The 24,916-nt window shown below is 73.3% G+C and carries 27 protein-coding genes and 1 riboswitch; of the genes, 22 read left to right on the forward strand and 5 right to left on the reverse strand.

From position 1 onward, the window contains the following. Position 1: 1 nt before the first annotated feature. From thrB to prmC, 5 genes are all read left to right on the forward strand, one after another. Positions 2-904 (forward strand): homoserine kinase, encoded by a 903-nt coding sequence (gene thrB, locus VR894_RS02765; protein WP_324649778.1) that lies wholly within the window; start codon positions 2-4, stop codon positions 902-904. 319 nt (positions 905-1,223) lie between these two features. After that, on the forward strand, positions 1,224-3,128 hold the full coding sequence (gene rho, locus VR894_RS02770; RefSeq protein ID WP_416380803.1) for a transcription termination factor Rho: 1,905 nt from the start codon (positions 1,224-1,226) through the stop codon (positions 3,126-3,128). A 118-nt stretch (positions 3,129-3,246) separates the two neighbouring features. Then, complete coding sequence (gene rpmE, locus VR894_RS02775) at positions 3,247-3,456, forward strand: 50S ribosomal protein L31 (protein ID WP_324649780.1); 210 nt, start codon at positions 3,247-3,249, stop codon at positions 3,454-3,456. Between the two features lie 149 nt (positions 3,457-3,605). Next, entirely contained in the window at positions 3,606-4,703 is a 1,098-nt protein-coding gene (prfA, locus tag VR894_RS02780; RefSeq protein ID WP_324649781.1) for a peptide chain release factor 1, read from the forward strand. Beyond that, positions 4,696-5,592: a peptide chain release factor N(5)-glutamine methyltransferase gene (prmC, locus tag VR894_RS02785; RefSeq protein WP_324649782.1), complete on the forward strand. Its 897-nt coding sequence runs from the start codon at positions 4,696-4,698 to the stop codon at positions 5,590-5,592. The genes prfA and prmC overlap by 8 nt, the downstream gene beginning before the upstream one ends. Here the strand turns inward: prmC and VR894_RS02790 are convergent. From VR894_RS02790 to VR894_RS02810, 5 genes are read right to left on the reverse strand one after another with little or no spacing between them, the layout of a single operon-like run. Continuing rightward, the gene (locus VR894_RS02790; protein WP_324649783.1) at positions 5,546-5,917 is read right to left on the reverse strand and encodes a VanZ family protein; all 372 of its coding nucleotides are present in this window, start codon (positions 5,915-5,917) and stop codon (positions 5,546-5,548) included. The genes prmC and VR894_RS02790 overlap by 47 nt on opposite strands. 14 nt (positions 5,918-5,931) lie before the next feature. Beyond that, positions 5,932-6,741, reverse strand: a complete 810-nt coding sequence (locus VR894_RS02795; RefSeq protein WP_324649784.1) for an ECF transporter S component — start codon at positions 6,739-6,741, stop codon at positions 5,932-5,934. Continuing rightward, on the reverse strand, positions 6,738-8,471 hold the full coding sequence (locus VR894_RS02800; protein WP_324649785.1) for an ABC transporter ATP-binding protein: 1,734 nt from the start codon (positions 8,469-8,471) through the stop codon (positions 6,738-6,740). Before VR894_RS02800 ends, VR894_RS02795 begins: the two co-directional genes overlap by 4 nt. Beyond that, positions 8,468-9,535 carry a CbiQ family ECF transporter T component gene (locus VR894_RS02805; protein WP_324649786.1) on the reverse strand — a complete coding sequence of 356 codons (1,068 nt, stop codon included), beginning with the start codon at positions 9,533-9,535 and terminating at the stop codon, positions 8,468-8,470. Before VR894_RS02805 ends, VR894_RS02800 begins: the two co-directional genes overlap by 4 nt. Positions 9,536-9,537: 2 nt before the next feature. Beyond that, positions 9,538-10,161 carry a hypothetical protein gene (locus VR894_RS02810; protein ID WP_324649787.1) on the reverse strand — a complete coding sequence of 208 codons (624 nt, stop codon included), beginning with the start codon at positions 10,159-10,161 and terminating at the stop codon, positions 9,538-9,540. Positions 10,162-10,281: 120 nt separating this feature from the next. Further along, positions 10,282-10,352: riboswitch (cobalamin riboswitch) on the reverse strand. A gap of 92 nt (positions 10,353-10,444) precedes the next feature. Here VR894_RS02810 and VR894_RS02815 point away from each other — a divergent pair. The 17 genes from VR894_RS02815 (at position 10,445) to VR894_RS02895 (ending at position 24,912) form a co-directional block, all read left to right on the forward strand. Then, positions 10,445-11,005 (forward strand): cob(I)yrinic acid a,c-diamide adenosyltransferase, encoded by a 561-nt coding sequence (locus tag VR894_RS02815; protein ID WP_324649788.1) that lies wholly within the window; start codon positions 10,445-10,447, stop codon positions 11,003-11,005. A 63-nt stretch (positions 11,006-11,068) separates the two neighbouring features. Next, positions 11,069-11,827 (forward strand): L-threonylcarbamoyladenylate synthase, encoded by a 759-nt coding sequence (locus tag VR894_RS02820; protein ID WP_416380792.1) that lies wholly within the window; start codon positions 11,069-11,071, stop codon positions 11,825-11,827. Next, complete coding sequence (locus VR894_RS02825; RefSeq protein WP_324649789.1) at positions 11,824-12,936, forward strand: MraY family glycosyltransferase; 1,113 nt, start codon at positions 11,824-11,826, stop codon at positions 12,934-12,936. The genes VR894_RS02820 and VR894_RS02825 overlap by 4 nt, the downstream gene beginning before the upstream one ends. Beyond that, the gene (locus VR894_RS02830) at positions 12,933-13,376 is read left to right on the forward strand and encodes a hypothetical protein (RefSeq protein ID WP_324649790.1); all 444 of its coding nucleotides are present in this window, start codon (positions 12,933-12,935) and stop codon (positions 13,374-13,376) included. The genes VR894_RS02825 and VR894_RS02830 overlap by 4 nt, the downstream gene beginning before the upstream one ends. 332 nt (positions 13,377-13,708) lie before the next feature. Beyond that, complete coding sequence (atpB, locus tag VR894_RS02835) at positions 13,709-14,410, forward strand: F0F1 ATP synthase subunit A (protein WP_324650045.1); 702 nt, start codon at positions 13,709-13,711, stop codon at positions 14,408-14,410. An 84-nt stretch (positions 14,411-14,494) separates the two neighbouring features. Then, positions 14,495-14,704: an ATP synthase F0 subunit C gene (gene atpE, locus VR894_RS02840; protein WP_324649791.1), complete on the forward strand. Its 210-nt coding sequence runs from the start codon at positions 14,495-14,497 to the stop codon at positions 14,702-14,704. Beyond that, positions 14,704-15,285, forward strand: coding sequence for a F0F1 ATP synthase subunit B (locus tag VR894_RS02845; protein WP_324649792.1), 582 nt, complete (start codon positions 14,704-14,706; stop codon positions 15,283-15,285). The genes atpE and VR894_RS02845 overlap by 1 nt, the downstream gene beginning before the upstream one ends. After that, on the forward strand, positions 15,285-16,100 hold the full coding sequence (locus VR894_RS02850) for a F0F1 ATP synthase subunit delta (RefSeq protein ID WP_324649793.1): 816 nt from the start codon (positions 15,285-15,287) through the stop codon (positions 16,098-16,100). The genes VR894_RS02845 and VR894_RS02850 overlap by 1 nt, the downstream gene beginning before the upstream one ends. Before the next feature lie 58 nt (positions 16,101-16,158). Next, positions 16,159-17,793, forward strand: coding sequence for a F0F1 ATP synthase subunit alpha (atpA, locus tag VR894_RS02855; RefSeq protein WP_324649794.1), 1,635 nt, complete (start codon positions 16,159-16,161; stop codon positions 17,791-17,793). Between the two features lie 2 nt (positions 17,794-17,795). Beyond that, positions 17,796-18,689 carry a F0F1 ATP synthase subunit gamma gene (locus VR894_RS02860; protein WP_324649795.1) on the forward strand — a complete coding sequence of 298 codons (894 nt, stop codon included), beginning with the start codon at positions 17,796-17,798 and terminating at the stop codon, positions 18,687-18,689. Between the two features lie 45 nt (positions 18,690-18,734). Then, positions 18,735-20,210: a F0F1 ATP synthase subunit beta gene (atpD, locus tag VR894_RS02865; RefSeq protein WP_324649796.1), complete on the forward strand. Its 1,476-nt coding sequence runs from the start codon at positions 18,735-18,737 to the stop codon at positions 20,208-20,210. Between the two features lie 39 nt (positions 20,211-20,249). Further along, entirely contained in the window at positions 20,250-20,540 is a 291-nt protein-coding gene (locus tag VR894_RS02870) for a F0F1 ATP synthase subunit epsilon (RefSeq protein ID WP_324649797.1), read from the forward strand. Between the two features lie 9 nt (positions 20,541-20,549). Continuing rightward, positions 20,550-20,966: a DUF2550 family protein gene (locus VR894_RS02875; protein ID WP_324649798.1), complete on the forward strand. Its 417-nt coding sequence runs from the start codon at positions 20,550-20,552 to the stop codon at positions 20,964-20,966. Positions 20,967-21,029: 63 nt separating this feature from the next. Continuing rightward, positions 21,030-21,725, forward strand: a complete 696-nt coding sequence (gene nucS / locus VR894_RS02880) for an endonuclease NucS (protein ID WP_324649799.1) — start codon at positions 21,030-21,032, stop codon at positions 21,723-21,725. 237 nt (positions 21,726-21,962) lie between these two features. Then, positions 21,963-23,162 (forward strand): N-acetylglucosamine-6-phosphate deacetylase, encoded by a 1,200-nt coding sequence (locus tag VR894_RS02885; RefSeq protein WP_324649800.1) that lies wholly within the window; start codon positions 21,963-21,965, stop codon positions 23,160-23,162. Beyond that, entirely contained in the window at positions 23,162-24,628 is a 1,467-nt protein-coding gene (locus tag VR894_RS02890) for a GH1 family beta-glucosidase (RefSeq protein ID WP_324650046.1), read from the forward strand. The genes VR894_RS02885 and VR894_RS02890 overlap by 1 nt, the downstream gene beginning before the upstream one ends. Beyond that, entirely contained in the window at positions 24,628-24,912 is a 285-nt protein-coding gene (locus tag VR894_RS02895) for a hypothetical protein (protein ID WP_324649801.1), read from the forward strand. The genes VR894_RS02890 and VR894_RS02895 overlap by 1 nt, the downstream gene beginning before the upstream one ends. Positions 24,913-24,916: the final 4 nt, after the last annotated feature.

Genomic DNA, 24,916 nt, shown 5'->3' on the forward strand with positions numbered 1-24,916 from the left:
CGTGGCACGGCTCGCTCGCGACACGGTGCGGGTCGAGGTCCCCGCCACCAGCGCCAACCTCGGCCCCGGCTTCGACGCGCTCGGCATCGCCCTCGGCATCGTCGACGACATCGACGTCCGGGCGACCACCGGCCTCACCCACGTCACGGTGACCGGCAGTGGTGCGGGCTCGCTGCCGGAGGGGGAGAACCACCTCGTCGTGCGGGCCGTCCGGGCGGCGCTCGACCACGCCGGGGCCCCCCAGGCCGGGCTCGAGCTGCGCTGCCACAACCGCATCCCGCACGGCCGCGGCCTGGGGTCCTCGGCCGCCGCCGTCGTCGGCGGGCTGGTCGCGGCGCGCGGGCTCGTCGCCGAGCCCGAGGCCCTCGACGACGACACCGTCCTCGCCCTGGCCACCGAGTTCGAGGGGCACCCGGACAACGCGGCACCGGCGATCCTCGGTGGCGCGACGGTGGCGTGGTCCGACGCGCGCGGCCCGCGAGCGGCTCGGCTCGACGTCGGGCCCCACGTGCGTCCGACCGTGCTCGTCCCGCCGGGTGAGCTGCTCACCGGCACGGCCCGCTCCGTCCTGCCCCGGCAGGTGAGCCACGAGGACGCCTCCTTCAACGCCGGGCGCTCCGCGCTGCTCGTGCTCGCGCTCGACCAGCGTCCCGACCTCCTCCTCCCGGCCACCGAGGACCGTCTGCACCAGCGCCAGCGCGCGGTCGTCATGGAGGAGTCGCTCCGGGTCGTCGACACCCTGCGCGAGCTGGGGCTGCCCGCCGTCGTGTCCGGGGCCGGCCCCAGCGTGCTCGTGCTCGCGGAGACCGACGAGGCCCACGTCGCCGCCTTCGTCCGGCACGGCTGGCGGGTGTACACCCCGGGTGTCGCCGACCGGGGTGCGCGCATCGTCACCGGCGACTGACCGCGGTCGCGACCGGTCGAGTCGCGGGCCCACCAGGCGCGTGGGAACACCTCTGGCGCCGCAGCCCGGCTGTTACACTCGTCGTGCACCGGCTCTGCAACGACCGCATCCCCGTGTGGGCCTCCCGTGATCGAGCCGGGGTACACCCCGATCTCATGTCGCGCTCTGCGGTCATCGAGCGGAACTCCACACACATACCCGGCACTCTCGCGTGCCGATCACCTGGCCCCGTGGGGGCGCCGAGGGAAGGAACCTCGTGACAGAACAGCTTGATGCCGCCGCTACCCCGACCGGGTCCGCGCGCGGCTCGCTGAGCACCATGCGGCTGGCCGAACTCCAGGCGCTGGCCGGCGAGATGGGACTCAAGGGCACCGCCCGGATGCGCAAGGGCGACCTCGTCGCCGCGATCCGGGAGGCCCGTGGCGGTGACGGCAAGCCCGCCAACGGGCAGGCGGGCGCCACGCGCGCCGCCGCGGCGGCCCGTCCGGACGCGGCCCCCGAGCAGCAGACGACGACGCCGGCCGCCGCGCCGTCGTCGTCCACCGCGCCGGCCGCCGACACCGCCCAGGCCGACGCGCCGCGCACCACCCCGCGCCGTGGCCGGCGCTCCTCGGTCGCCGCCGGTGAGCCGACCCGCGCACCGGAGACCTCCGGCGCAGCCGAGCCGACCCGGGCACCCGAGCCCACCCGGGCTCCCGAGCCCACCCGGGCGCCGGAGCGGGCCGAGCAGCCCGCCCTGCCCGTCGAGGACGCACGGGAGCGCGGCACGCAGCAGCGCGGCCAGCGCCGCGAGCGCCAGCAGTCCGAGCCGACGCTCGACGAGCTGCCCACCGGCCGCCGCCAGCGTGAGCCCGTCGACCGTGACCGCGCCGTCAAGGCCCTCGAGGAGATCGAGCTGCCCGCACCGCGCGACGAGGCCGACGAGCCGCGCAAGGGCGAGGAGCAGCGCCGCGGCGAGCAGCGCCGCGCCGACCAGGACTCCCAGGAGCGCGGCGGACGCAACCGCCGGCGCAACCGCGACCGCAACCGCAAGCGCCGCTCGGGCGCCGACTACGTCGGCGACGAGGAGCCGGAGGTCACCGAGGACGACGTCCTCCTGCCGGTCGCCGGCATCCTCGACATCCTCGAGAACTACGCCTTCGTCCGGACCAGCGGCTACCTCCCCGGCGCGAACGACGTCTACGTCTCGCTGAACCAGGTCAAGAAGCACGGCCTGCGTCGCGGCGACGCCATCACCGGCGCGGTGCGCCAGCCGCAGGACGACCAGCAGCGGCAGAAGTTCAACGCCCTCGTGCGGCTCGACTCGGTCAACGGCGCGCCCGTCGAGGCGATGCGCCAGCGCCCGGAGTTCGCCAAGCTCACGCCGCTCTACCCGCAGGACCACCTGCGCCTGGAGACCGGTGCCTCGGCGATCACGCCGCGGATCATCGACCTCGTCGCCCCGATCGGCAAGGGCCAGCGCGGCCTCATCGTCGCGCCGCCGAAGGCCGGCAAGACCATCGTCATGCAGCAGATGGCCAACGCGATCACGACGAACAACCCCGAGGTCCACCTCATGGTCGTGCTCGTCGACGAGCGGCCCGAAGAGGTCACCGACATGGAGCGCACGGTCAAGGGAGAGGTCATCGCCTCGACCTTCGACCGTCCCGCCTCCGACCACACGGTCGTCGCCGAGCTCGCCATCGAGCGGGCCAAGCGGCTCGTCGAGCTGGGCCAGGACGTCGTCGTGCTCCTCGACTCCATCACCCGCCTGTCCCGTGCGTACAACCTCGCGGCCCCCGCCTCCGGCCGGATCCTGTCCGGTGGGGTGGACGCCTCGGCGCTCTACCCGCCGAAGCGCTTCTTCGGTGCGGCGCGCAACATCGAGAACGGCGGGTCGCTGACCATCGTCGCCTCGGCGCTCGTGGAGACCGGCTCGAAGATGGACGAGGTGATCTTCGAGGAGTTCAAGGGCACCGGGAACATGGAGCTGCGGCTCTCCCGGCAGCTCGCCGACAAGCGCATCTTCCCCGCGGTCGACGTCAACGCCTCCGGCACCCGCCGCGAGGAGCTGCTCCTGTCGGCCGAGGAGCTGAAGATCGTCTGGAAGCTGCGCCGCCTCATGGGTGGCCTCGACCAGCAGCAGGCGATCGAGCTGCTGCTCGGCAAGATGCGCAACACGAGCTCGAACGCGGAGTTCCTGCTCACCGTGCAGAAGACCACACCGGGCTCGGGTCACGACTGAGCCCCGGACGTGGGATGATTTCTCGTCACTGCGGCGTTCTGACCAGGACGCCGGCTTGCGGTTCACGGCGCGCGCGCAGCGCGTCGACCCGGGAGCACAGCACACCAAGGAGAGACACATGAAGCAGGGCATCCACCCCGAGTACGTCACCACCACCGTGACGTGCACCTGTGGGAACACCTTCGAGACCCGCTCGACCGCCACCAGCGGCAAGATCAACGCTGACGTCTGCAGCGCCTGCCACCCGTTCTACACGGGCAAGCAGAAGATCATGGACACCGGTGGCCGCGTCGCTCGCTTCGAGCAGCGCTACGGCAAGCGCAAGTAGCACACGTCAAGCGCCGGTGGGACCATCCCACCGGCGCTGTCGTCTGCCCGGGGGCCACACCCGGCACCGTGTGGGATGCCGGTCCGCTCAGGACCGGACGTCCACACGCTCCGGCCACGGCCGGACGCAGGACCCGAGAGGAGAGCGCTGTGAGCGATGACTTCGCGGCCGTCGAGCCGATGATCGCCGAGCACGCCGAGATCGAGCGCGCGCTCGCGGACCCCGGCGTGCACGCCGACGCCGGGCGCGCCAAGCGCCTGGGCCGCCGCTACGCGGAGCTCACCCGCGTCGTCACCGCCTACACCGACTGGCGACGGGCCGCTGACGACGTCGGTGCCGCGGCCGAGCTCGCCGAGGTGGACGAGTCCTTCGCGGCCGAGCTGCCGACCCTGCGTCAGGCCGCCGACGACGCCGCGGAGCACCTGCGCAGCGTGCTGGTCCCGCGCGACCCCGACGACGGCCGGGACGTCATCCTGGAGATCAAGGCCGGGGAAGGCGGGGAGGAGTCCGCGCTCTTCGCGGGGGACCTCCTGCGGATGTACCTGCGGTACGCCGAGCGGCGCGGGTGGAGCACCCAGCTGCTCTCCGCCACCGAGTCCGACCTCGGGGGGTACAAGGACGTCGCCGTGGCGGTGAAGTCCCGCGGAGCCCTGGAGGACGCCGCCGACGGCGTGTGGGCCAGCCTCAAGTACGAGGGCGGCGTCCACCGGGTCCAGCGGGTGCCCGTCACCGAGTCCCAGGGCCGCATCCACACCTCGGCGGCCGGCGTGCTCGTGCTGCCGGAGGTCGACGACCCGGGCGAGGTGGAGATCGACCAGAACGACCTGCGCATCGACGTCTACCGCTCCTCGGGCCCGGGCGGGCAGAGCGTCAACACCACCGACTCCGCCGTCCGCATCACCCACGTGCCGACCGGCATCGTCGTGTCGATGCAGAACGAGAAGTCCCAGCTGCAGAACCGCGAGGCCGCGATGCGCGTGCTGCGGGCGCGGCTGCTCGCCGCCCGCCAGGAGGAGGCAGACGCCGCGGCGTCGGCGACCCGCCGCTCGCAGGTGCGCACCGTGGACCGCTCGGAGCGGATCCGCACGTACAACTACCCCGAGAACCGCATCGCCGACCACCGCACCGGCTTCAAGGCCTACAACCTCGACCACGTGCTCGACGGCGACCTCGCCGCCGTCATCGCCTCCGCCGTCGAGCTCGACGCCGTCGAGCGGCTCGCCGCGGCCGCCGAGCCGAATGCCTGACCCGGCACCCACCGGCGCCGTCCGCGGCGGCGACGGTCCGGCCGGTCCCGTCTCCTGGCGCGACGCGGTGCGGGCGGCCACGGAGCTGCTCGCGGCTGCCGGGGTGCCCTCCCCGGACGTCGACGCGCGGCTGCTGGCCGAGCACGTCACCGACGCCGCGCTCGTGGTTGCGGGCCCGCCGACGGGGGAGCAGCTCGCCGCCTTCGCCGGCCTCGTCGACCGGCGACGCCGCCGCGAGCCGCTCCAGCACCTCACCGGTGAGATGTTCTTCCGCTACCTCCGTCTCACGTCCGCGCCGGGCGCCTTCGTCGTCCGGCCCGAGACCGAGCTCGTCGCCGAGGAGGCGATCGCCGCGGCCCGGCAGCACGCGGCGCCCCGCGTCGTGGACCTGTGCACCGGCTCGGGTGCCATCGCCCTCGCCGTCGCGACGGAGGTGCGCTCCGCCGAGGTCTGGGCCGTGGAGCTGAGCGCCGATGCCCTGGCCGTGGCCCGCGGCAACGTCGCCGCGCTGGCCCCGCACGTCACCCTCGTCGCCGGGGACGCCGCGACCGCGCTCCCCGAGCTGGACGGCACCGTCGACGTCGTCGTCTCCAACCCGCCCTACGTGCCGCCCGACGCCGTCCCGCGGGACCCGGAGGTGCGCGAGCACGACCCGGACCTCGCGCTCTACGGCGGGGGGGCGGACGGTCTCGACGTCCCCCGCGCCGTGCTGCGGAGCGCGGCCCGGCTGCTGCGGCCCGGCGGGACCGTGGTCATGGAGCACGCGGAGGTGCAGGCCGCCGCGGTCCGGGAGGCCGCGGCCGGGACGGGGGCCTTCGTCGACGTCCGGACGGTGCGCGACCTCAGCGGCCGGGACCGGATGGTCGTCGCCCGCCGCGCCGGCGCCTGACCAGCTTCGCGAGCGCCCAGCCCAGCCCCACCCCGACGACGTCGGCGACCGAGTCCCACACGTCGCCCGAGCGCGCCGGCAGCAGCAGGTGCTGGACCACCTCGCTCACGACGGCATGGCCCAGGGCGATCGGGACGACCCACCGCGCCGGGATCCCCGCCCACATCGCAGCGGCGACGACGAGCGCGAAGACCCCCGCGTGGGCGAGCTTGTCGGAGCCGGGGACGCCGGCCGCGCCGACGCTCGGCACCCGCGGCGCGTACAGCACGGCGAGGTGGACGACGACGGCCAGCGCGAGCACCGCGCGGCGCAGGTGAGCGGACATCGGGGAGAAGTCTCTCACCCGCTGAGGTCCGCCGGCCGGTCGACCCGGACGTCGGGCGGGGGAGCGAAACCGGCACGGACGGCGCCGCGGCGCAGGGTCGCGAGGACCGGCCTGCCGACGACGACGATGCCGAGCGCCGTCGTCGTCGCCCGCCCGATCTCCCAGACGAGGGAGGTCGCGAGGCTGTAGAGGACGAAGCGGTGGAGGTTCTCACCGAGCCCACCGCCCGGGACGAAGGACAGCTCGGTCCCGAGGCCGAGCTGGAAGGGCCAGAAGGAGAAGTTCATCGCCAGCCCGTACGCGAAGGAGGCGAGCACGCCGTAGCCGACGAGCAGGGCGATCTCCCGCCTGCCGCGCACCCGGCGCGGCAGTAGCCCGGCGCCCATCGCCAGCCAGGACGCCGCGAGCATCTGGTAGGGCAGCCACGGCCCGACCCCGCCGGTGAGCAGCGCGGAGGCGAACAGCGTCGTGGAGCCCAGCACGAAGCCGAAGCCCGGTCCCAGCACCCGGCCACCGAGGACGAGCGGCAGGAACACCGTCTCGATTCCCGCCGTCCCCGCCGCCAGGGGCCGCAGGACCGCCCCGACGGCGGAGAGCAGCCCCAGCAGGGCCACCGCCTTGACGTCGATGCCGCCGTCGGAGATGGCGACGAGCAGCACGGTGAGGACGAGGAGGAGCACCACGCCGAGGACGACCGGGATGTGGGCGACGTCCGTGGTCGGCACGGTGAGGGCGAGCGGCCACAGGAAGATGAGCAGGCCGACGACGCCCGTCACGGCGAGTGCCGCGAGGGTCCGCGGAGGGAGGGGGACCGCCGTCGTCATCGTGCCCCCTCGAGCGCGTCGCGGACCTCGGCGACGGTGAGGTACCCGAGCGGGTGGAGGATCTTGGCGGTCTGCGGCGCGAACGTCGGCGAGGCGACGAGGATGTCGCGGGCCGGGCCGTCCGCGACGACCTCACCCTGGGCCAGGGTGACGACGCGGTCGGCGCAGCCGGCGACGAACTCGACGTCGTGGCTGGTGAGGACGACGGCGCCGCCCGCCGCCGCGCGCGCGGCGAGCAGCGCGGCGAGCCGGGTCTTCGCGGCGTAGTCCAGGCCGCGCGTCGGCTCGTCGAGCAGCAGGACGGGCGGGTCGGCGGCGAGCTGGACCGCCAGGGCGAGGGCGAGGCGGCCGCCCTCGGAGAGCTCCTGCGGGTGGGTGTCCGGGCTGGTGCCGGGCGCCAGGTGCTCGAGCAGGGCGGCCGTCGTGCCCGGCGCGACTCCCGCGTCGGCGGCGGCGCACTCGGCGCCGACGGACTCGGCGTAGAGGAGGTGGCCGGGTGTCTGGGGGACGAGCGCGACGTGCCGGCGAGCCGCGGCGGGGGAGAGGGTGGCGGGGTCGGGCGCGTCCGGGGCGGCCGGCAGCCGCACCGTGCCCGCCGACCGTGAGCCGGTTCCCTGCAGCGCCCAGAGCAGCGAGGACTTGCCCGAGCCGTTGCGACCCATGACGGCGACCACCTCACCCGCCCGGACGTCGAGGTCGAGCCCGCGGACGGCGTCGACCGGCCCGTAGGTGACGCGCAGTGCGCGCGCGCTGAGCAGCGAGGGTCCGCCGATGGCGCGCCCGCCCACGTCCTCCTGGCCGCCGGCGGCCTGGGTCGCCCCGTTCACTCCTCGGTCGCCCCTGTACGCCGGTCCCGCTGACGCGAAGGGACGACCCGGGCGGGAGGGCGCGGGGACGTGGGCCGTGGTGGGCGTCCCCGCACCGAGCGCGTCCCGCAGGCCGGTGGCCCGGCGGCGGGCGTCGCGGACGGACAGGGGCAGCGGGTCCCAGCCCGCGAGCCGCCCGAGCTCGACAACCGGCGGGGCGACGGCGGACTCGGCGAGCACCGGGCCGGGAGCGCCGTGCACCGCGGTGCCGTCGGCCCGGACGAGGAGCACGGTGTCGGCGAACTGGGTGACCCGTTCGAGGCGGTGCTCGGCGAGCAGCACGGTGACACCGAGGTCGTGGACGAGCCGGGTGATCGCTGCCAGCACGTCCTCGGCGGCCGTCGGGTCCAGCGCCGAGGTGGGCTCGTCCATGACGAGCACCCGCGGCTGGGCCGTCATGACCGCGCCGATGGCGACGCGCTGCTGCTCCCCGCCGGACAGCTCGAGCAGCGCACGGTCCCGCAGCGGGGCCAGCGCCAGCAGGTCCAGCGTCTCCTCCACCCGCTTGCGCATGACAGGTCCCGGCAGTCCGAGCTGCTCGAGGCCGAAGGCGAGCTCCTCCTCGACGGTGTCGGTGACGAAGCCCGTGAGCGGGTCCTGGGTGACGACGCCGACGACGTCGGCCAGCTGCCGCGGCAGGTGGGTGCGGGTGTCCCGGCCGGCGACCGTGACGCGGCCCTCGAGCAGCCCCCCGGAGAAGTGGGGGACGCGGGCGCAGGCCGCCCCGAGGAGCGTGGACTTCCCGGCCCCGGTCGGGCCCACGACCAGGCACAGCTCCCCCTCCTCGACCGTGAGGTCGACGTCGCGGAGCGCGGGCCCGTCCCCCGTGGGGTAGGTGACGCTCACCGACTCGAAGCGGATCATCGCCCGGCCTCCGTCCGCAGCGCGGGCAGTGCCAGGACCGCGGCCGCGGCCACCACGCCGAGGGGGAGCCCGGGCCACTCGAGCGGACCGGTGCGCGTGGGCTCGTCGGCGACGCCGACGAGGACGGCGGCGAGCGCACCACCCAGCGCGAGGAGCGTCTCGCGAGCCGTCCACGGCACGGGCCGGTAGCGCGTGCGGCGGACGCGGCGGGACGCCAGGGCAGCGGCGCCGGCCCCGACGGCGGCCGCGAGCAGGAGCACGGGCGCACCGAGCCAGCGGGGCATCGTCCCGTCGAGGAGCCCGTAGGTACCGAGCCCGGCGAGCAGGAGGGACAGGACGAGGACGAGGTTGAGACCACGCGAGGCCGCCGCCCGGGTGTGCGCGTACCCCCGGGAGTCCATCGACGCGGCCAGCGCGATCGCCCGGTCCATGGCGTCGTGCAGCACCGGCTGGACGTACTGCAGCGCGGCGCGGACGCCGCGCGTCTCCACGCCCCGCAGGCGGCGGGCGCGCCGGACACCCTGCAGCGATGTGGCCAGCTGAGGGGTGACGGTCACCGCGATGACGACGGCGGTGCTGAGGTCGTGCAGGGCGCCCGGCAGGTGACGCAGCACGTGCTTGGGGTTGGCCAGCGTGTTGGCCGCGCCGAAGCACACGATGATCGCCGCGAGCCCGAGGGCCGCGTAGAGCGCGGCGAGCAGCCCGGGCGCCTGGACCGGTCCGAGGAGGGAGATGCCGCCCGCCCAGTCCGGCAGCGGCAGTTGCGGGAGGGGCAGCAGCACCGGGCCACCGGTCCGCAGCCCGAAGAGCGTGTGGAACGTGAGCCGCAGGACGACGACCGCCGCCGCGACGGCGAGGTAGACCCGGAACACGCGCGCCCACGGGGAGGGGCTGCGACGCCGCAGGACGACGACGACCACCGCTCCGGTCAGCAGCACCACCGCCACCGGGTTGTCGGTCCGGGTGACGGCGACGCACGCCCCCGCCGCCCACGCCCACCAGGCGAGCGGGTGGACACCGGTCCCGCGCACCCGGCCGCGGGACGGCGCGGCGACGGCAGGCACGGTCAGCGCCTGCGTGAGCGCACCACGAGCGCGGCCACGACGGCGAGCGCGGCCACGCCGCCGAGGGCCCACCACAGTGCGGTTGGCGCGCCGGCGTCGGTGGCGTCGTCCGCGTCGGCCGTCGGCTCGTCGGCCACCGGCTCCTCGTCCGCAGCCTCCTCGTCGGCGGTGTCGCCGGGCTGTGCGCCGGCGTCTGCCGCCGCCACCTCGGCGGGGGAGAGCCCCGGCCCGGTCGTGCCGTCGTTGTACCGCCAGCCCTCGACGTCGCCGGGGGCCGGGTCGACGGAGTCGGCACCCTCGAGGTGGGCGACCCACTGCCCGTCCTCACCGGCCCAGTAGGACCAGAACGAGCCGTCGAACTCCTCCGGGCAGGGGTCGGGGCGGGCGTCGATGGCGCAGATCATCCCGGGGATCGAGTCGGTCGGCGTGAAGCCGGCCTGCTCAAGAGCCTCCCGGCCGCTCGCCGGGTCCCCGGCGGCGCATCCGACCTCCACCTCGCCGCCCACGTCGGTGAGGTCGACGACGACGGCGACGCCGTCGGTGCAGTCCGCCGCGCCCGTCGACAGCGGCGCGATGCCCGTCAGACCGAGGACGACACCGGCGACGCCGGGGAGGAGGAGTGACATGACACGCCTTTCGGACGGCGGTCCCAGGACGACGCCCGGACCGCCGCGCACGCAGGTGCCGGCGTCTCGGGCTCGCTCCGCAGACCGCGACGGATGAGAGCCGATCTCTGCACTGTCCGAGGTGCTCCGGCTCGTCGAGACATGTCTCGACCTACGGTTGCGGGTCAGCGCCGGACTTCGACCGGCTTCCCCTCGATCAGGCCTGGGCCGACCATAGCCCGCGCCCGCACCGCGACGGAAGCGACCACGGTCCCACGTGCCCCCGCCGTGCCATGCTGCGGCCATGGCAGCACGTATCTACACCCGCCACGGTGACGACGGCACGACCGGCCGGTTCCTCGGCGGCCGGATCTCCAAGGCCTCCCCGCTCGTGGCCGCCTGCGGTGACGTCGACGAGGCCGTCGCGGTCCTCGGCATCGCCCGCGCCGGCTGCCGCGCGGCCGGGCTCACCGCGCTCGCGGAGCTCGTGCTCCGGCTGCAGCGGGAGCTCTTCGTCGTCGGCGCCGACCTCGCGACGCACCCCGAGCGGCGGCACAGGCTGGAGCCGGGAGTGTCCGTCGTGACCGACGACATGACCGGAGCCCTCGAGACGCTCATCGACGACCGCCTCGCGGCCAACCCCCTCCAGCCGGTGTTCCTCGTCCCGGGGACGACGGCCGCCTCGGCCCAGCTGGACCTCGCGCGCACGGTCGTCCGTCGGGCTGAGCGCCACGCCGTGGGCGCCCGGGACGCGGGCGAGCACGTCTCCGACCCCGTGCTGCGCTACCTCAACCGGATCTCCGACCTCCTCTTCGTGCTGGCCCGGGACGCCAGCGGGCCGGAGGCCGAGCCGGTCAGCCACTGAGGCACCCGGTGAACGCCGGCCCGATGTCCTCCTCGCAGCGGAGCGCGTGGGAGGATCCGGTACGTGAGCGTGTACGACTGCACCGTGCCGGAGACCCGCGGCGAGGGCATCGAGGCCGCGGCGACGGCCCTGTCCCGCGGGAGCCTCGTCGTCCTGCCGACCGACACCGTCTACGGCCTGGGCGCCGGGGCCTTCGACCCCGAGGCCGTCGCGGCCCTCCTCGCCGCCAAGGGGCGGGGGCGCCAGCACCCGCCGCCCGTCCTCGTGCCCTCCCCGGCGACGCTCGCCGGCCTGGCCACCGAGGTGCCCGCCGCGGTCCACGACCTCGTCGCGGCCTTCTGGCCCGGGCCCCTCACCGTCATCTGCCGCGCGCAGCCCACCCTCGCCTGGGACCTCGGCGAGACCGGTGGCACCGTCGCGCTGCGGATGCCCGACGACGAGGTCGCCCTCGCCCTGCTGACCCGGACCGGCCCGCTCGCCGTCTCCAGCGCCAACCGGCACGGACAGCCCTCCGCCACCACCGTCCTGGAGGCGGCCACCGCCCTCGGTGACCGGGTCGAGGTGTACCTCGACGGGGGACCCTCCCGTGGAGGAGTGGCCTCCACGATCATCGACGCCACCGGGCCCACCCTGCGCATCGTGCGGGCCGGCGCCCTGAGCCGGGAGGAGCTCGCCGCCGTCGTGCCCGAGCTCGCCGAGCCGCAGGGTGCCGAGGCGGACGCCACCGACACCTCCGACCGTGGGACGCCCGCTGCCGACGGCAGCCCCGGGGACGTCGGCGCGGCCGGTGACGTGGAGAGGGACGGTGCCGACGGGCCGTGAGGGTCTACCTGCTCGTCATGCTCGTCGCGGCGGTCGTGACGTTCATCGCCACGCCCGTCGCGCTGCGGCTGGCGAGGGCGACGAACGCGCTGACCCCGGTGCGCGCGCGGGACGTCCACACGACACCCACGCCGCGGCTCGGCGGCCTGGCGATGCTTGCCGGGTTCGGGGTCGCGCTGCTCTTCGCCTCCCGGGTGCCCTTCCTCGACGGCGTGTTCACCACCGCTCAGCCGTGGGCGATCCTCGGCGGCGCGGCACTCGTGTGCCTCCTCGGCGTGGCGGACGACGTGTGGGACCTCGACTGGATGACCAAGCTCGCCGGGCAGATCCTCGCCGCCGGGCTTATCGCGTGGCAGGGCGTGCAGCTCATCACCTTCCCCGTGTTCGGGCTGACGATCGGCTCGGCCCGGCTGTCCCTCGTCGCGACGGTCCTCGTCGTCGTCGTCGCGATCAACGCGGTGAACTTCGTCGACGGGCTGGACGGGCTCGCGGCCGGGATGATTGGCATCGGGGGACTGGCCTTCTTCGGCTACACCTACCTCCTCACCCGCGCCGCCACCCCGGCGGACTACTCCAACCTCGCCACGGTGGTGATCGCCGCCGTCGTCGGGACGTGCGTGGGGTTCCTGCCCCACAACTTCCACCCCTCCCGGATCTTCATGGGCGACTCCGGGTCGATGTTCCTCGGCCTCACCGTCGCGGCCGCCGCGATCACAGTCACCGGGCAGATCGACCCCGCCGTGTTCACCGCCGGCCAGGTGCTGCCCGCCTTCGTGCCGATCCTGCTGCCCGTCGCAGTGCTGCTGCTCCCGCTGCTCGACATGACGCTCGCCGTGCTCCGCCGGCTGCGCGCGGGGAACTCGCCGTTCAAGCCCGACCGGATGCACCTGCACCACCGCCTGCTGTCCTGGGGCCACAGCCACCGGCGCGCGGTGCTCGTCATGTACCTGTGGACCACCGTCATCTCGTTCGGCGCCGCGGCGCTCGTCGTCTTCGACACCCAGGTGGTGCTCGTCGTCAGCGGCGTGTTCGTCGTCGTCGCCCTGCTCGTCACCGTCGGCAAGCTCCCCGGGCTGCGCCGGTCCCGCCACGCGAAGGAGTCCGTATGACCACCCCCAACCCCCTGAGCGACATGTTCCGCACGGTGCTCCGGCGGATGACGGTGCTGCTCGCCGCACTCGCCGTCGGCGGGTGCGTCGTCGGCTACCTCGCCGCCGGGATGCCCGGCCTGTGGGGTGGGGCGCTCGGCGCCGGCATCGTCGCCTTCTTCATGCTGACGACGGCGGCCGTCATGCTGGCCACCGCCGACAAGCCACTGCAGACGGCGAGTGCCAGCTTCGTCGGGAGCTGGCTGGTGAAGATCCTCGTCGTCTTCGTCGTCCTCGTGCTCGTGCGGGACCGGGACTTCTACCACCCCCTGGTGTTCTTCGTCACACTGACCCTCGGGATCCTCGGCTCGGTGACGATCGAGATGGTCGGCGCACTCAAGGCACGCGTCCCGTACGTGGATCCCGGCGCCCGGCGGGACGACCGGCAATCGGGCGGCTGACCAGCACCCGTACCCACACCGCGCGGTCGCGGGTTCGGCTCGGTCCTCGCTGCGGGGGTCCGAGGGGTCGCTGGGACCGAGGTCCCACCCGTGGTGCGCTCCGGGGGCTCGTCCGAGGCCGTCGCGGGAATACGTTAGGCTTACGGCGATCCTGAACACCGCGGTCCAGTCGCCGCACATCACGACACTCACCCTGGGGGTTCGTCCTGTCTGCCGTCGCGACCCTCCCCCTCCTGACCGCCGGCCTCCACACCGCAGCGGGCGAGGGGGAAGGCTTCCACGCCCCGACCCTCGGGGAGTTCTTCCCGCCCGCGATCCTCTTCGAGGGCACGCTGTTCGAGTTCAACCGGATCATGCTCGTGCGCCTCATCGCCACGGTGGTCCTCGTGTCGGTCTTCTGGCTCGCCGCGCGCCGCGCGAAGCTGACCCCCGGTCGCTTCCAGGGCGCGGTCGAGATGGCGCTGGACCTGGTCCGCGTGCAGATCGGTGAGGAGGTGCTGGGCAAGGAGGGCGCCCGCCGCCACACCCCGGTCCTCACGTTGATCTTCTTCGGTGTCCTCGCCATGAACATCACCGGCATCATCCCGTTCCTCAACATCGCGGGATCCTCGGTGGTCGGTGTCCCCTTGATCTTCGCGCTCATCGCGTTCGTCGCCTTCGTCACCGCCGGGGTGCGCTCCCAGGGGGCCGGGGGCTACCTGAAGTCCTCCCTCTTCCCCCCGGGCGTGCCGAAGGCCATCTACGTCATCCTCACGCCGATCGAGATCCTGTCGACGTTCATCCTGCGGCCGGCGACGCTGACGATCCGACTCCTCGCCAACATGGTCGCGGGGCACATCCTGCTCGTGCTCTGCTTCGGCGCCACCCACTTCCTCTTCTTCGAGGCTGCCGGTGCTCTCAAGGCCCTGGGTGGGCTCACCCTGGCCGCCGGCATCGCCTTCACCTTCTTCGAGCTGTTCATCGCCGTTCTGCAGGCCTACATCTTCACCCTGCTCACCGCGGTGTACATCCAGCTCTCGGAGGAAGCTCACTGACCTGCCCCGGCCCGGTCATCACCGGTCGGGCCAACTGTCAACGTGCCGGGCCTGAGCCTGGGACAACAACGGAAGGAAAACGCTGTGGAGATCACCGGCGACATTGCCACCATCGGGTACGGCCTGGCCACGATCGGCCCGGGTATCGGTCTCGGTATCCTGGTGGGCAAGACGCAGGAGGCGACCGCCCGTCAGCCCGAGCTGGCCGGCCCGCTGCGCGTCAACATGTTCATCGGTATGGCCCTCGTCGAGGCCCTGGGCCTCATCGGCCTCGCTGCGGGCTTCGTGTTCTGATGCTGCCGGCGGCACTGGTCCACGCGGCGGAGGAGCAGCCGAACGTCCTGCTCCCCGCGGACTACGACATCGTCTGGTCCCTGGTCAGTATCGGCGTCGTCGCACTCGTCCTGCTCAAGTACGTCCTGCCGGTCTTCACCCGGATCCTCGACGAGCGCACCGAGAAGATCGAGGGCGGGCTCAAGGCCGGCGAGAACGCCCGGGCCGAGGCCGAGGCGCTGCGCGCCGACATCGATCGCGAGCTCACCCAGGCCCGGGTCGAGGCTGCCCGCGTGCGGGAGCAGGCCCAGGAGGACGCGAAGGTGATCGCCGCCGAGGTCAAGGCCAAGGGCCAGGCCGAGGCGGAGCGCATCATCGAGGGCGCGACGCGGCAGATCGAGGCGGAGCGTCAGCAGGCGTCCGCCACCCTGCGGAACGACATCGGCTCGCTGGCCACGACGCTCGCGGAGCGTATCGTCGGAGAGTCGCTGGCCGACGAGCAGCGTCGACAGCGCGTCATCGACCGGTTCCTCGACGAGCTCGACGCACAGACCGACCGCGTCCCCGGTGGGGAGAAGGTCGCAGGAGTGACGGAGGCGTGATGCGTGCGAGCAGCCAGGCCGCGCTGAACGCGGCGAGCGAGCGGTGGGAGGTCTCCCTCCGAGAGGCGGGGGAGCGCGGGCGCGAGCTCGGCACCCAGCTCTTCGAGGTGGCCGACACCCTTGCCTCGTCGGGTTCGCTGCGGCGCGCCGTGTCCGACCCCTCCCGGTCGGGCGACGCCAAGGCCCGCCTGGTGGCGCAGCTGTTCGACGGGAAGGTCGCCCCCGAGGTCGTCGACCTGCTCGCCGGCATGGTCCGCTCGCGGTGGTCCGCCGACGAGGACCTCGGCCTGGCGGCCGAGGAGCTCGGCGTGACCTCCGTGCTCGCGGCCGCGCAGTCGCGAGGCGCGCTGCTCGAGGTGGAGGAGGAGCTGTTCCGCACCGAGCGGCTGCTCGCCTCCAGCCGTGAGCTCCGCGCGGCGCTCGCCGAGCGGGACATCGACCCGCAGCGGCGTGCCGGGCTGCTCGACTCCCTCATCGCCGAGCGCGCGTCCGACGAGACCCGCATGCTCGTGCGGCGTCTCATCACGACGCCGCGGGCCGGGTCGCTGAGCAGCGCACTCCGGCACATCGGTGAGCTCGCCGCGTCCCGGCGGGACAGGCTCGTCGCGAACGTGACGGCCGCCTCGCCGCTCACCCAGGCGCAGGAGGCGCGCCTGGCGGAGATCCTCGAGCGGGCCTACGGCCGCGCCGTACAGGTCAACGTGGGCATCGACCCGCAGGTCCTGGGCGGCATGCGGATCCAGGTCGGCGCCGAGGTCATCGACGGCACCACGCTCACCCGCCTTCAGGACGCCCGACGCCGGTTCGCCGGCTGACCCAGACCCGCATCACTGACGAACCGCGACCACCGGTCGCCAAGGAGAAGGAACTGCAATGGCCGAGCTGACGATCAAGCCCGAGGAGATCAGGGCGGCGCTGGACAGCTTCGTCGACTCCTACCAGCCGACCGAGGCCGTGGGTGAGGAGGTCGGTCGCGTCACCGTCGCCGGTGACGGCATCGCACGCGTCGAGGGCCTCCCCGGCACCATGGCCAACGAGCTGCTGCGTTTCGAGGACGGCACCCTGGGCCTCGCCCTCAACCTCGACGTGCGTGAGATCGGCGTCATCGTCCTCGGTGAGTTCACCGGGATCGAGGAGGGGCAGACCGTCCACCGGACCGGTGAGGTGCTCTCCACGCCCGTCGGGGACAACTTCCTCGGGCGCGTCGTCGACCCGACGGGCAAGCCGATCGACGGCCTGGGCCCGATCGAGGCGGAGGCGATGCGCGCGCTGGAGCTCCAGGCGCCCGGCGTCATGCACCGCAAGAGCGTGCACGAGCCGCTGCAGACCGGCATGAAGGCCATCGACTCGATGATCCCGATCGGTCGTGGCCAGCGTCAGCTCATCATCGGCGACCGTGGGACGGGTAAGACGGCCATCGCCGTCGACACGATCCTCAACCAGAAGGCGAACTGGGACAGCGGCGACCCGGACAAGCAGGTCCGCTGCGTGTATGTCGCGATCGGTCAGAAGGGCTCGACCATCGCCTCCGTGCGTGGTCGCCTCGAGGCGGCCGGCGCGCTGGAGTACACGACGATCGTCGCGGCCCCGGCGTCCGACCCCGCGGGCTTCAAGTACATCGCCCCCTACACCGGCTCGGCCATCGGCCAGCACTGGATGTACCAGGGCAAGCACGTCCTCATCGTCTTCGACGACCTGTCCAAGCAGGCCGAGGCCTACCGCGCCGTGTCCCTCCTGCTGCGTCGCCCGCCGGGCCGTGAGGCCTACCCGGGAGACGTGTTCTACCTGCACTCCCGGCTGCTCGAGCGCTGCGCGAAGCTCTCCGACGAGCTCGGCGCGGGGTCGATGACCGGTCTGCCGATCATCGAGACCAAGGCGAACGACGTCTCGGCGTACATCCCGACGAACGTCATCTCGATCACCGACGGACAGATCTTCCTCCAGTCGGACCTGTTCAACTCCGACCAGCGTCCCGCCGTGGACGTCGGTATCTCGGTGTCCCGCGTGGGTGGTGACGCCCAGGTCAAGGCGATGAAGAAGGTCTCCGGCACGCTGAAGATCACCCTCGCCCAGTACCGCTCCATGGCGGCCTTCGCGATGTTCGCCTCGGACCTCGACCCGACGACCCGCCAGCAGCTCACCCGCGGTGAGAAGCTCATGGAGCTCCTCAAGCAGCCGCAGTACTCCCCGTTCCCGGTCGAGGACCAGATCGCCTCCATCTGGGCCGGCACCAACGGCTACCTCGACGACGTCGAGACGAGCGACGTGCGTCGCTTCGAGTCCGAGATGCTCGACCACCTGCGCCGCACGACCGAGGTCCTCCAGACGCTGGCGACGACCGGCAAGCTCGAGCAGGAGACCGAGGAGGCGCTGCGCACCGGCGTCGAGGAGTTCCGCAAGGGCTTCCTCGCCGGTGAGGGCACGCTCTCCTCCGAGCCGTCCGCCCCCGAGCCCGACCCGCTGGTGGAGACCGAGCAGGAGCAGATCGTCGCCGAGAAGCGGGGCTGACAGTGGGGGCCCAGCAGCGCGTCTACAAGCAGCGGATCCGCTCCACGCAGACGCTGAAGAAGATGTTCCGCGCGATGGAGCTCATCGCCGCCTCGCGGATCGGGCGTGCCCGGGACCAGGCCACCAAGGCCAGCCCGTACGCGATCGCCCTCACCCGGGCGACCTCGGCCGTCGCGGCCCACGCGCACGTCGGGCACCCCATCCTGCGGGAGCGCTCCGACACCAACCGCGTGGCCGTGCTCGTCCTCGCCGCGGACCGCGGGATGGCCGGCTCCTACACGGCCAGCGTCCTGCGGGCAGCGGAGCAGCTCACCGAGCGGCTCACCGCGGAGGGCAAGGAGATCGACCTCTACGTCGTGGGCCGTCGCGGCATCGGCTACTTCACCTTCCGTGACCAGACGATCGTCAAGAGCTGGGAGGGGCAGTCGGACAAGCCCGACGCCGCGCTCGCCCGGGACATCTCCGAGACGCTCCTCCAGGCCTTCCTCGCCCCGGCCGACGCCGGTGGCGTCGCCGAGCTCCACATCGTGTTCACCAAGTTCGTCTCGATGGTCAGCCAGGAGCCGTTCGTGCGGCGCATGCTGCCGCTCGAGGTCGTCGAGGGCGTGGCGGAGGCCGGTGCCAAGCCGCTGCCCCTGTACGAGTTCGAGCCGTCCGCGGACGCCGTCCTCGACCAGCTGCTGCCGCTGTACGTGCGCAGCCGCATCTACAACGCGCTCCTGCAGGCCGCGGCCTCCGAGCTGGCCAGCCGCCAGCGTGCGATGCACACCGCGGTCGAGAACGCCGAGGACCTCATCGGCACCTACACCCGCCTGGCCAACACGGCGCGACAGGCCGAGATCACTCAAGAGCTCACCGAGATCGTCTCGGGAGCCGACGCACTGGCAGCGAGCTGAACGTGCGTACCCAGTCCACTGCCGGCACACCGAAGGAAAACTGACATGACTGCCACGACGACCGACTCCCGCACCGAGCAGGCCGCGCCCGGCGTCGGCCGGATCGCCCGGGTGACCGGACCGACGATCGACGTCGAGTTCGCGCCCGACGAGATCCCCGCGATCTACAACGCGATCGTCGCGACGGTGGACAAGTCCACCATCGGCCAGGGCGAGGGCACGCTGGACATGACCTTCGAGGTCAACCAGCACCTCGGCGACAACCTCGTGCGCGCCGTCGCGCTCAAGCCCACCGACGGCCTGGTCCGCGGCATGGAGGTCCGTGACACGGGTGGTCCGATCACCGTCCCGGTCGGTGACATCACACTCGGGCACGTCTTCTCCGTGACCGGTGAGCCGCTCAACCTCGAGGAGGGCGAGCGGCTGGAGGTCACCGAGCGCTGGCCCATCCACCGCAAGCCCCCGGCCTTCGACCAGCTCGAGTCCAAGACCCAGATGTTCGAGACGGGCATCAAGGTCATCGACCTGCTCACCCCGTACGTCCAGGGTGGCAAGATCGGGCTCTTCGGTGGTGCGGGCGTCGGCAAGACGGTCCTCATCCAGGAGATGATCCAGCGCGTGGCTCAGGACCACGGTGGTGTGTCGGTGTTCGCCGGTGTCGGTGAGCGCACCCGTGAGGGCAACGACCTCATCGTCGAGATGGAGGAGGCCGGCGTCTTCGACAAGACCGCGCTGGTCTTCGGCCAGATGGACGAGCCGCCGGGCACGCGTCTGCGGGTTGCCCTGTCCGCGCTGACGATGGCGGAGTACTTCCGCGACGTGCAGCAGCAGGAGGTGCTGCTCTTCATCGACAACATCTTCCGCTTCACCCAGGCCGGCTCGGAGGTCTCGACGCTGCTGGGCCGCATGCCCTCCGCGGTGGGCTACCAGCCGAACCTCGCGGACGAGATGGGCATCCTCCAGGAGCGCATCACCTCCACGCGTGGACACTCCATCACCTCGCTGCAGGCCATCTACGTGCCCGCCGACGACTACACCGACCCGGCGCCGGCCACGACCTTCGCCCACCTCGACGCCACCACCGAGCTCTCGCGTGACATCGCCTCCCGCGGCCTCTACCCGGCCGTGGACCCGCTGACCTCGACGTCGCGCATCCTCGACCCGCAGTTCGTGGGCCAGGAGCACTACGAGGTCGCCACCCGCGTGAAGTCCATCCTCCAGAAGAACAAGGAGCTCCAGGACATCATCGCGATCCTCGGTGTGGACGAGCTCTCCGAGGAGGACAAGATCGCCGTGGCGCGTGCGCGCCGCATCGAGCAGTTCCTCTCGCAGAACACCTACACCGCGGTGAAGTTCACCGGTGTCGAGGGCTCGACCGTCCCGGTCGCGGAGACCGTCGAGGCCTTCCGTCGGATCGCCGACGGCGAGTACGACGAGATCCCGGAGCAGGCGTTCTTCAACATCGGTGGCATCGAGGACCTCGAGCGCAACTGGTCCAAGATCCAGGGCGAGTCCCGCTGACCCGGCTCGGTCGGCGACCGAGCCCGTGAAGGAGTGCAGGTGGCACTGACGGTGCAGATCGTGGGTCCGGACCGGACCCTGTGGAGTGGTGACGCGGCTGCTGTCAGCGTGCCGGCCGCCGAGGGCGCGCTCGGTATCCTGCCCGGGCGTCAGCCCGTGCTCGCCGTGCTGCGGCCCGGCACGGTCCACATCAGCCAGGCGGGGGGCGCCACGGAGTCGGTCGACATCCTTGGCGGGTTCGTGTCGCTCGACGACGACGACGTCATGATCGTCGTCGATGAGCAGGACGAGCGGCGCGCGGACTACGCCGAAGCCGCCGTCGAGCACTAGGGGCCGGCCGTGGGCTGGGCGTGGGTGCTGTGGCTCCTCGTCCTGCCGGCCGTGCTCGCGCTGCTCGTCGGGCTGTGGCTCCTCGTCCGCGCGCGTGGGTTGAGCAGGGTGGTCGGTTCCTTCGACTGCGCGTGGCGGGCCGCCGAGTCCCAGGACTGGGCGAGCGGTGTCGCCGTCTACGGCGTCGACCGCATCGACTGGTACCGGATCGTGTCTCTGCGCCCCGGCCCGGCGGCCCGGTGGCTGCGTCGTGACCTGGTCGTCGCGCCGTCGCGGCGCGTGCTGCCCGGCAGCTCGTGGGGCGCGGTTGAGGTGGAGTGCCGCGTCGGGGGCGACTCGTTCTACCTCGCCCTGGAGAGCGCCGCGCTCTCCGGGCTGACGAGCTGGCTGGAGTCCAGCCCGCCCGTCGACCGCGGCGCTGCCTGACCGCCAGGCGGCCGACTGGACAGTTCTCGTGCCGCGGAGCGGCCCGACCGGAGGAGTCTCGACGTGCGTACCGTGATCGCCCGCTGCTCGGTGGACTACACCGGCCGGCTCGACGCCCACCTCGCCCTCGCGACCCGTCTGCTCATGGTCAAGGCCGACGGCTCGGTGCTCGTCCACTCCGACGGCGGCTCCTACAAGCCGCTCAATTGGATGAGCCCGCCGTGCCGGCTCGTCGTCACCGAGCCCGACGCGGAGGACGCCGCCGCCGGTGTGCGGGAGGTGTGGACCGTGCAGCAGACGAAGAGCGACGACCGTCTCGTCGTGCGGATCCACGAGGTCGTCCACGACGTCGTGCACGACCTCGGGGTGGACCCGGGTCTGGTCAAGGACGGTGTCGAGGCGCACCTCCAGCAGCTGCTGGCCGACCAGATCGAGCTGCTCGGCCCGGGGCACCGGCTCGTGCGGCGGGAGTTCCCGACCGCGATCGGGCCGGTCGACATCCTGGCCCGGGACCCCCACGAGCGGGCGGTCGCCGTGGAGATCAAGCGGCGCGGGGAGATCGACGGCGTCGAGCAGCTCACCCGGTACCTCGAGCTGCTCAACCGTGACCCGCTGCTCACCCCGGTCCAGGGGGTGTTCGCGGCGCAGGAGATCAAGCCGCAGGCGCGCGTGCTCGCCGAGGACCGGGGCATCCGCTGCCTCGTCCTGGACTACAACGCGATGCGCGGCCTGGACGACCCCGGCACCCGCCTCTTCTGACCGACGCGGTCCCGCGCGGCGGGATCGTGTCGGGTCGGCAGGTCATTCCGGCAGGTCCCGCCGCGCGCGGGCGCACCACGGCCGGGCGCGGAGGGCGGGAGACCCGCGCTGGGTCACGGCCGGCACCCCTCTCCGCCGAGAGCTGGATCGTGTGCGCGAGCGGGGTACACGATCCAGCTGTCGGCGGAGGTGGCGCGGTGCGAGCTCGACGACGGTGCGCCAGGGCAGAATGGGGACATGACTGCAGCGATCCGGGGCCGTGTCGTCACACCCGACCGTCTCATCGACGACGGCGTCGTCGTGCACGACGGCGGGACCCTCACCTGGGTGGGGCCCGTCGCCGAGGCCCCCGCCGACCTGCGGGAGATCGTCGCGGCCGCACCGGCCGGGGAGGGCTACGTCCTGCCCGGACTCGTCGACCTCCACTGCCACGGCGGCGGCGGGGCGAGCTTCCCCGACGCCGAGGACGCCGCGACCGCCCGGACGGCCGTGGCCGAGCACCTGCGCCACGGCACGACCTCCCTCGTCGCCTCGCTCGTCACCGCACCGCCGGAGACGCTGCGCGCCCGCACCGCGACGCTCGTCGAGCTCGCGGAGGCCGGCGAGATCGCGGGTATCCACTTCGAGGGGCCGTTCATCTCCGCGGACAGGTGCGGGGCGCAGAACCCGGCCGCCATCCAGGCGCCGGACCCCGCCCTGACCAGGGAGCTGCTCGAGCTCGGCCGCGGGCACGTCGTGACGATGACCGTCGCCCCCGAGGCGCCGGGCGTGACGGGGGAGGGCGGGGTGAGCCACACCCTCGTCGCCGGCGGGGCGCTGCCGTCCTTCGGTCACACCGTCGCGACCGCCGAGGAGGCCCGGGCCGCCGTCGCCGAGGCCGTCGACCAGCTCGACGGCGAGGCCGCGGCCCGCTCGGCCCGTCCCACCGTCACCCACCTGTGCAACGGGATGAACCCGATGCACCACCGCGCCCCCGGCCCGATCCCGGAGTTCCTCGCCGCGGCCCGCGACAGTCGCCTCGTGCTCGAGCTCATCGCCGACGGCACCCACCTCGCCCCGTCGCTCGTGCGCAACGTCCTGGAGATCGCCGGCCGGGACAACGTCGTCCTCGTCACCGACGCGATGGCCGCCGCGGGCATGCCCGACGGCGACTACCAGCTCGGCTCCCTCGCCGTCACCGTCGCCGACGGCGTCGCGCGGCTGACCGACGGCGGCTCGATCGCCGGCGGCACCGCCCACCTCCTCGACGTCGTCCGCACGACGGTGGCCGGCGGGGTGGACCTCGTCGACGCCGTCTACGCGGCCGCCACCGGGCCCGCCGCCGTCCTCGGGGACGGGACCGTCGGTGCCCTCGAGGCAGGCAGACGGGCCGACGTCGTCGTCACGGACAACGAGCTGCGACCCGTCGAGGTCGTCCGGAACGGAGTGATCGTGTGATGTGGCAGGACTTCCGCTGGGGGGTGGCCACCGCCTCCTACCAGGTCGAGGGCGCGGCCCGCGAGGACGGGCGCGGCCCGTCCATCTGGGACACCTTCTCCCACACCCCGGGGCGGGTGCTGGGCGGGGACACCGGTGACGTGGCCGTGGACCACTACCACCGGTGGCGCGAGGACGTGGCCCTCATGTCCGACCTCGGGGTGCAGGCCTACCGCCTGTCCATCTCCTGGCCCCGGGTCCAGCCGGGTGGCCGCGGCCCGCTCAACCCCCGCGGCGTCGCCTTCTACCGCGAGCTCCTCGACGAGCTGCTGGCCCACGGCATCGCCCCCGTCGTCACGCTCTACCACTGGGACCTGCCGCAGGAGCTGGAGGACGCCGGCGGCTGGCCGGACCGCGAGACCGCCTACGCCTTCGCCGAGTACGCCCGGCTCATGGCGCGCGAGCTGGGGGACCGGGTCGCGTTGTGGATGACGGTCAACGAGCCGTGGTGCGCGGCGTTCCTCGGCTACGCGTCGGGCGTCCACGCCCCGGGCCGCACCGACCCGGCCGCCGCGCTCGCCGCGGCGCACCACCTCAACCTCGGCCACGGGCTGGCCACCGAGGCGATCCGTGCCGAGCTCGGCGAGGACACCCCCGTCTCGGTCGCGCTCAACCTCCACGTCACCCACCCCGCCGACCCCGAGTCGGGCGCGGACCTGGAGGCGGTGGCCCAGATCGACGCCGTCGGGAACCACGTCTTCCTCGGCCCGCTCATGGACGGCAGCTACCCCACGCGCTTGCTGCGCGACACCGAGCACCTCACCGACTGGTCCTTCGTGCGGCCCGGCGACCTCACGACCACCCGCCAGCGGCTCGACGTGCTGGGCGTGAACTACTACTCCACCCAGCTCGTGCGCCGGTACGACGGCGACGGGAGGGCACCCCGCGCCGACGGGCACGGTGCGGTGGCGGCCTCCCCGTGGGTGGGGGCCGACGACGTCGAGTTCCTTCCCGTCGACCCGCCCCACACCGCGATGGGCTGGAACATCGCGCCCGACGCGCTGCGGGAGCTGCTGCTCGCCCTCGACAACGCCTACCCCGACCAGCCACTCCTCGTCACCGAGAACGGCGCGGCCTTCGACGACGGCGTCTCCCCGGACGGCCGGGTGCACGACACCGCCCGGGTGGCCTACCTCCACTCCCACGTCACGGCGGTGCTCGCCGCCCGCGACGCCGGGGCGGACCTGCGCGGCTACCTCGCGTGGTCCTTCATCGACAACTTCGAGTGGGCCTACGGGTACTCCAAGCGGTTCGGGATCGTCCGGGCCGAGGAGGGCACGCTCGAGCGCGTGCCGAAGGACTCCGCGCTCTGGTACCGCGAGCTCATCCGCAGGGGGTCGCTGCCCGGGGTGGAGGAGGCGGCGGCACTGCCGTCGCTGCGGACGGACGACGACGGCGCCCCGGCTGCGTCGTCGTCGGCGCCCTGATGGCACGGGCCCGGCGCGGGCACAAGCGTCCCTACGGGGAGCCGCACGTCCCGCTCGACCCCGACCGCATCGGCTCGGTCCCGCGCACCGAGACCGGCCCCGGAGGGGAGCCCTACACCGTGCGCGCGGTGCGTGGTGGCGACAAGGACTACCGGTGCCCCGGCTGCCACCAGCTCGTGCCCGCCGGGACGGCCCACGTCGTGGCGTGGCCGACCCAGCCCATCCTCGGTGCCGGCCTGGAGGAGCGGCGCCACTGGCACACCGCCTGCTGGCGGCGGGCCTAGGGGT

This window comes from Georgenia sp. H159, from assembly GCF_035607575.1.
Taxonomy (GTDB): Bacteria; Actinomycetota; Actinomycetes; order Actinomycetales; family Actinomycetaceae; genus Oceanitalea.

What these genes read in the sequence shown, in the direction of transcription:
- prmC (WP_324649782.1), top strand. Translation starts at nt 4,696, where the DNA reads ATGCCTGACCCGGCACCCACCGGCGCCGTCCGCGGCGGCGACGGTCCG.
- VR894_RS02815 (WP_324649788.1), top strand. Translation starts at nt 10,445, where the DNA reads ATGGCAGCACGTATCTACACCCGCCACGGTGACGACGGCACGACCGGC.
- atpA (WP_324649794.1), top strand. Translation starts at nt 16,159, where the DNA reads ATGGCCGAGCTGACGATCAAGCCCGAGGAGATCAGGGCGGCGCTGGAC.
- rpmE (WP_324649780.1), top strand. Translation starts at nt 3,247, where the DNA reads ATGAAGCAGGGCATCCACCCCGAGTACGTCACCACCACCGTGACGTGC.
- VR894_RS02845 (WP_324649792.1), top strand. Translation starts at nt 14,704, where the DNA reads ATGCTGCCGGCGGCACTGGTCCACGCGGCGGAGGAGCAGCCGAACGTC.
- VR894_RS02790 (WP_324649783.1), bottom strand. Translation starts at nt 5,917, where the DNA reads ATGTCCGCTCACCTGCGCCGCGCGGTGCTCGCGCTGGCCGTCGTCGTC.
- VR894_RS02830 (WP_324649790.1), top strand. Translation starts at nt 12,933, where the DNA reads ATGACCACCCCCAACCCCCTGAGCGACATGTTCCGCACGGTGCTCCGG.
- atpD (WP_324649796.1), top strand. Translation starts at nt 18,735, where the DNA reads ATGACTGCCACGACGACCGACTCCCGCACCGAGCAGGCCGCGCCCGGC.
- VR894_RS02890 (WP_324650046.1), top strand. Translation starts at nt 23,162, where the DNA reads ATGTGGCAGGACTTCCGCTGGGGGGTGGCCACCGCCTCCTACCAGGTC.
- VR894_RS02850 (WP_324649793.1), top strand. Translation starts at nt 15,285, where the DNA reads ATGCGTGCGAGCAGCCAGGCCGCGCTGAACGCGGCGAGCGAGCGGTGG.
- VR894_RS02885 (WP_324649800.1), top strand. Translation starts at nt 21,963, where the DNA reads ATGACTGCAGCGATCCGGGGCCGTGTCGTCACACCCGACCGTCTCATC.
- VR894_RS02800 (WP_324649785.1), bottom strand. Translation starts at nt 8,471, where the DNA reads ATGATCCGCTTCGAGTCGGTGAGCGTCACCTACCCCACGGGGGACGGG.
- VR894_RS02810 (WP_324649787.1), bottom strand. Translation starts at nt 10,161, where the DNA reads ATGTCACTCCTCCTCCCCGGCGTCGCCGGTGTCGTCCTCGGTCTGACG.
- VR894_RS02895 (WP_324649801.1), top strand. Translation starts at nt 24,628, where the DNA reads ATGGCACGGGCCCGGCGCGGGCACAAGCGTCCCTACGGGGAGCCGCAC.
- VR894_RS02795 (WP_324649784.1), bottom strand. Translation starts at nt 6,741, where the DNA reads ATGACGACGGCGGTCCCCCTCCCTCCGCGGACCCTCGCGGCACTCGCC.
- rho (WP_416380803.1), top strand. Translation starts at nt 1,224, where the DNA reads ATGCGGCTGGCCGAACTCCAGGCGCTGGCCGGCGAGATGGGACTCAAG.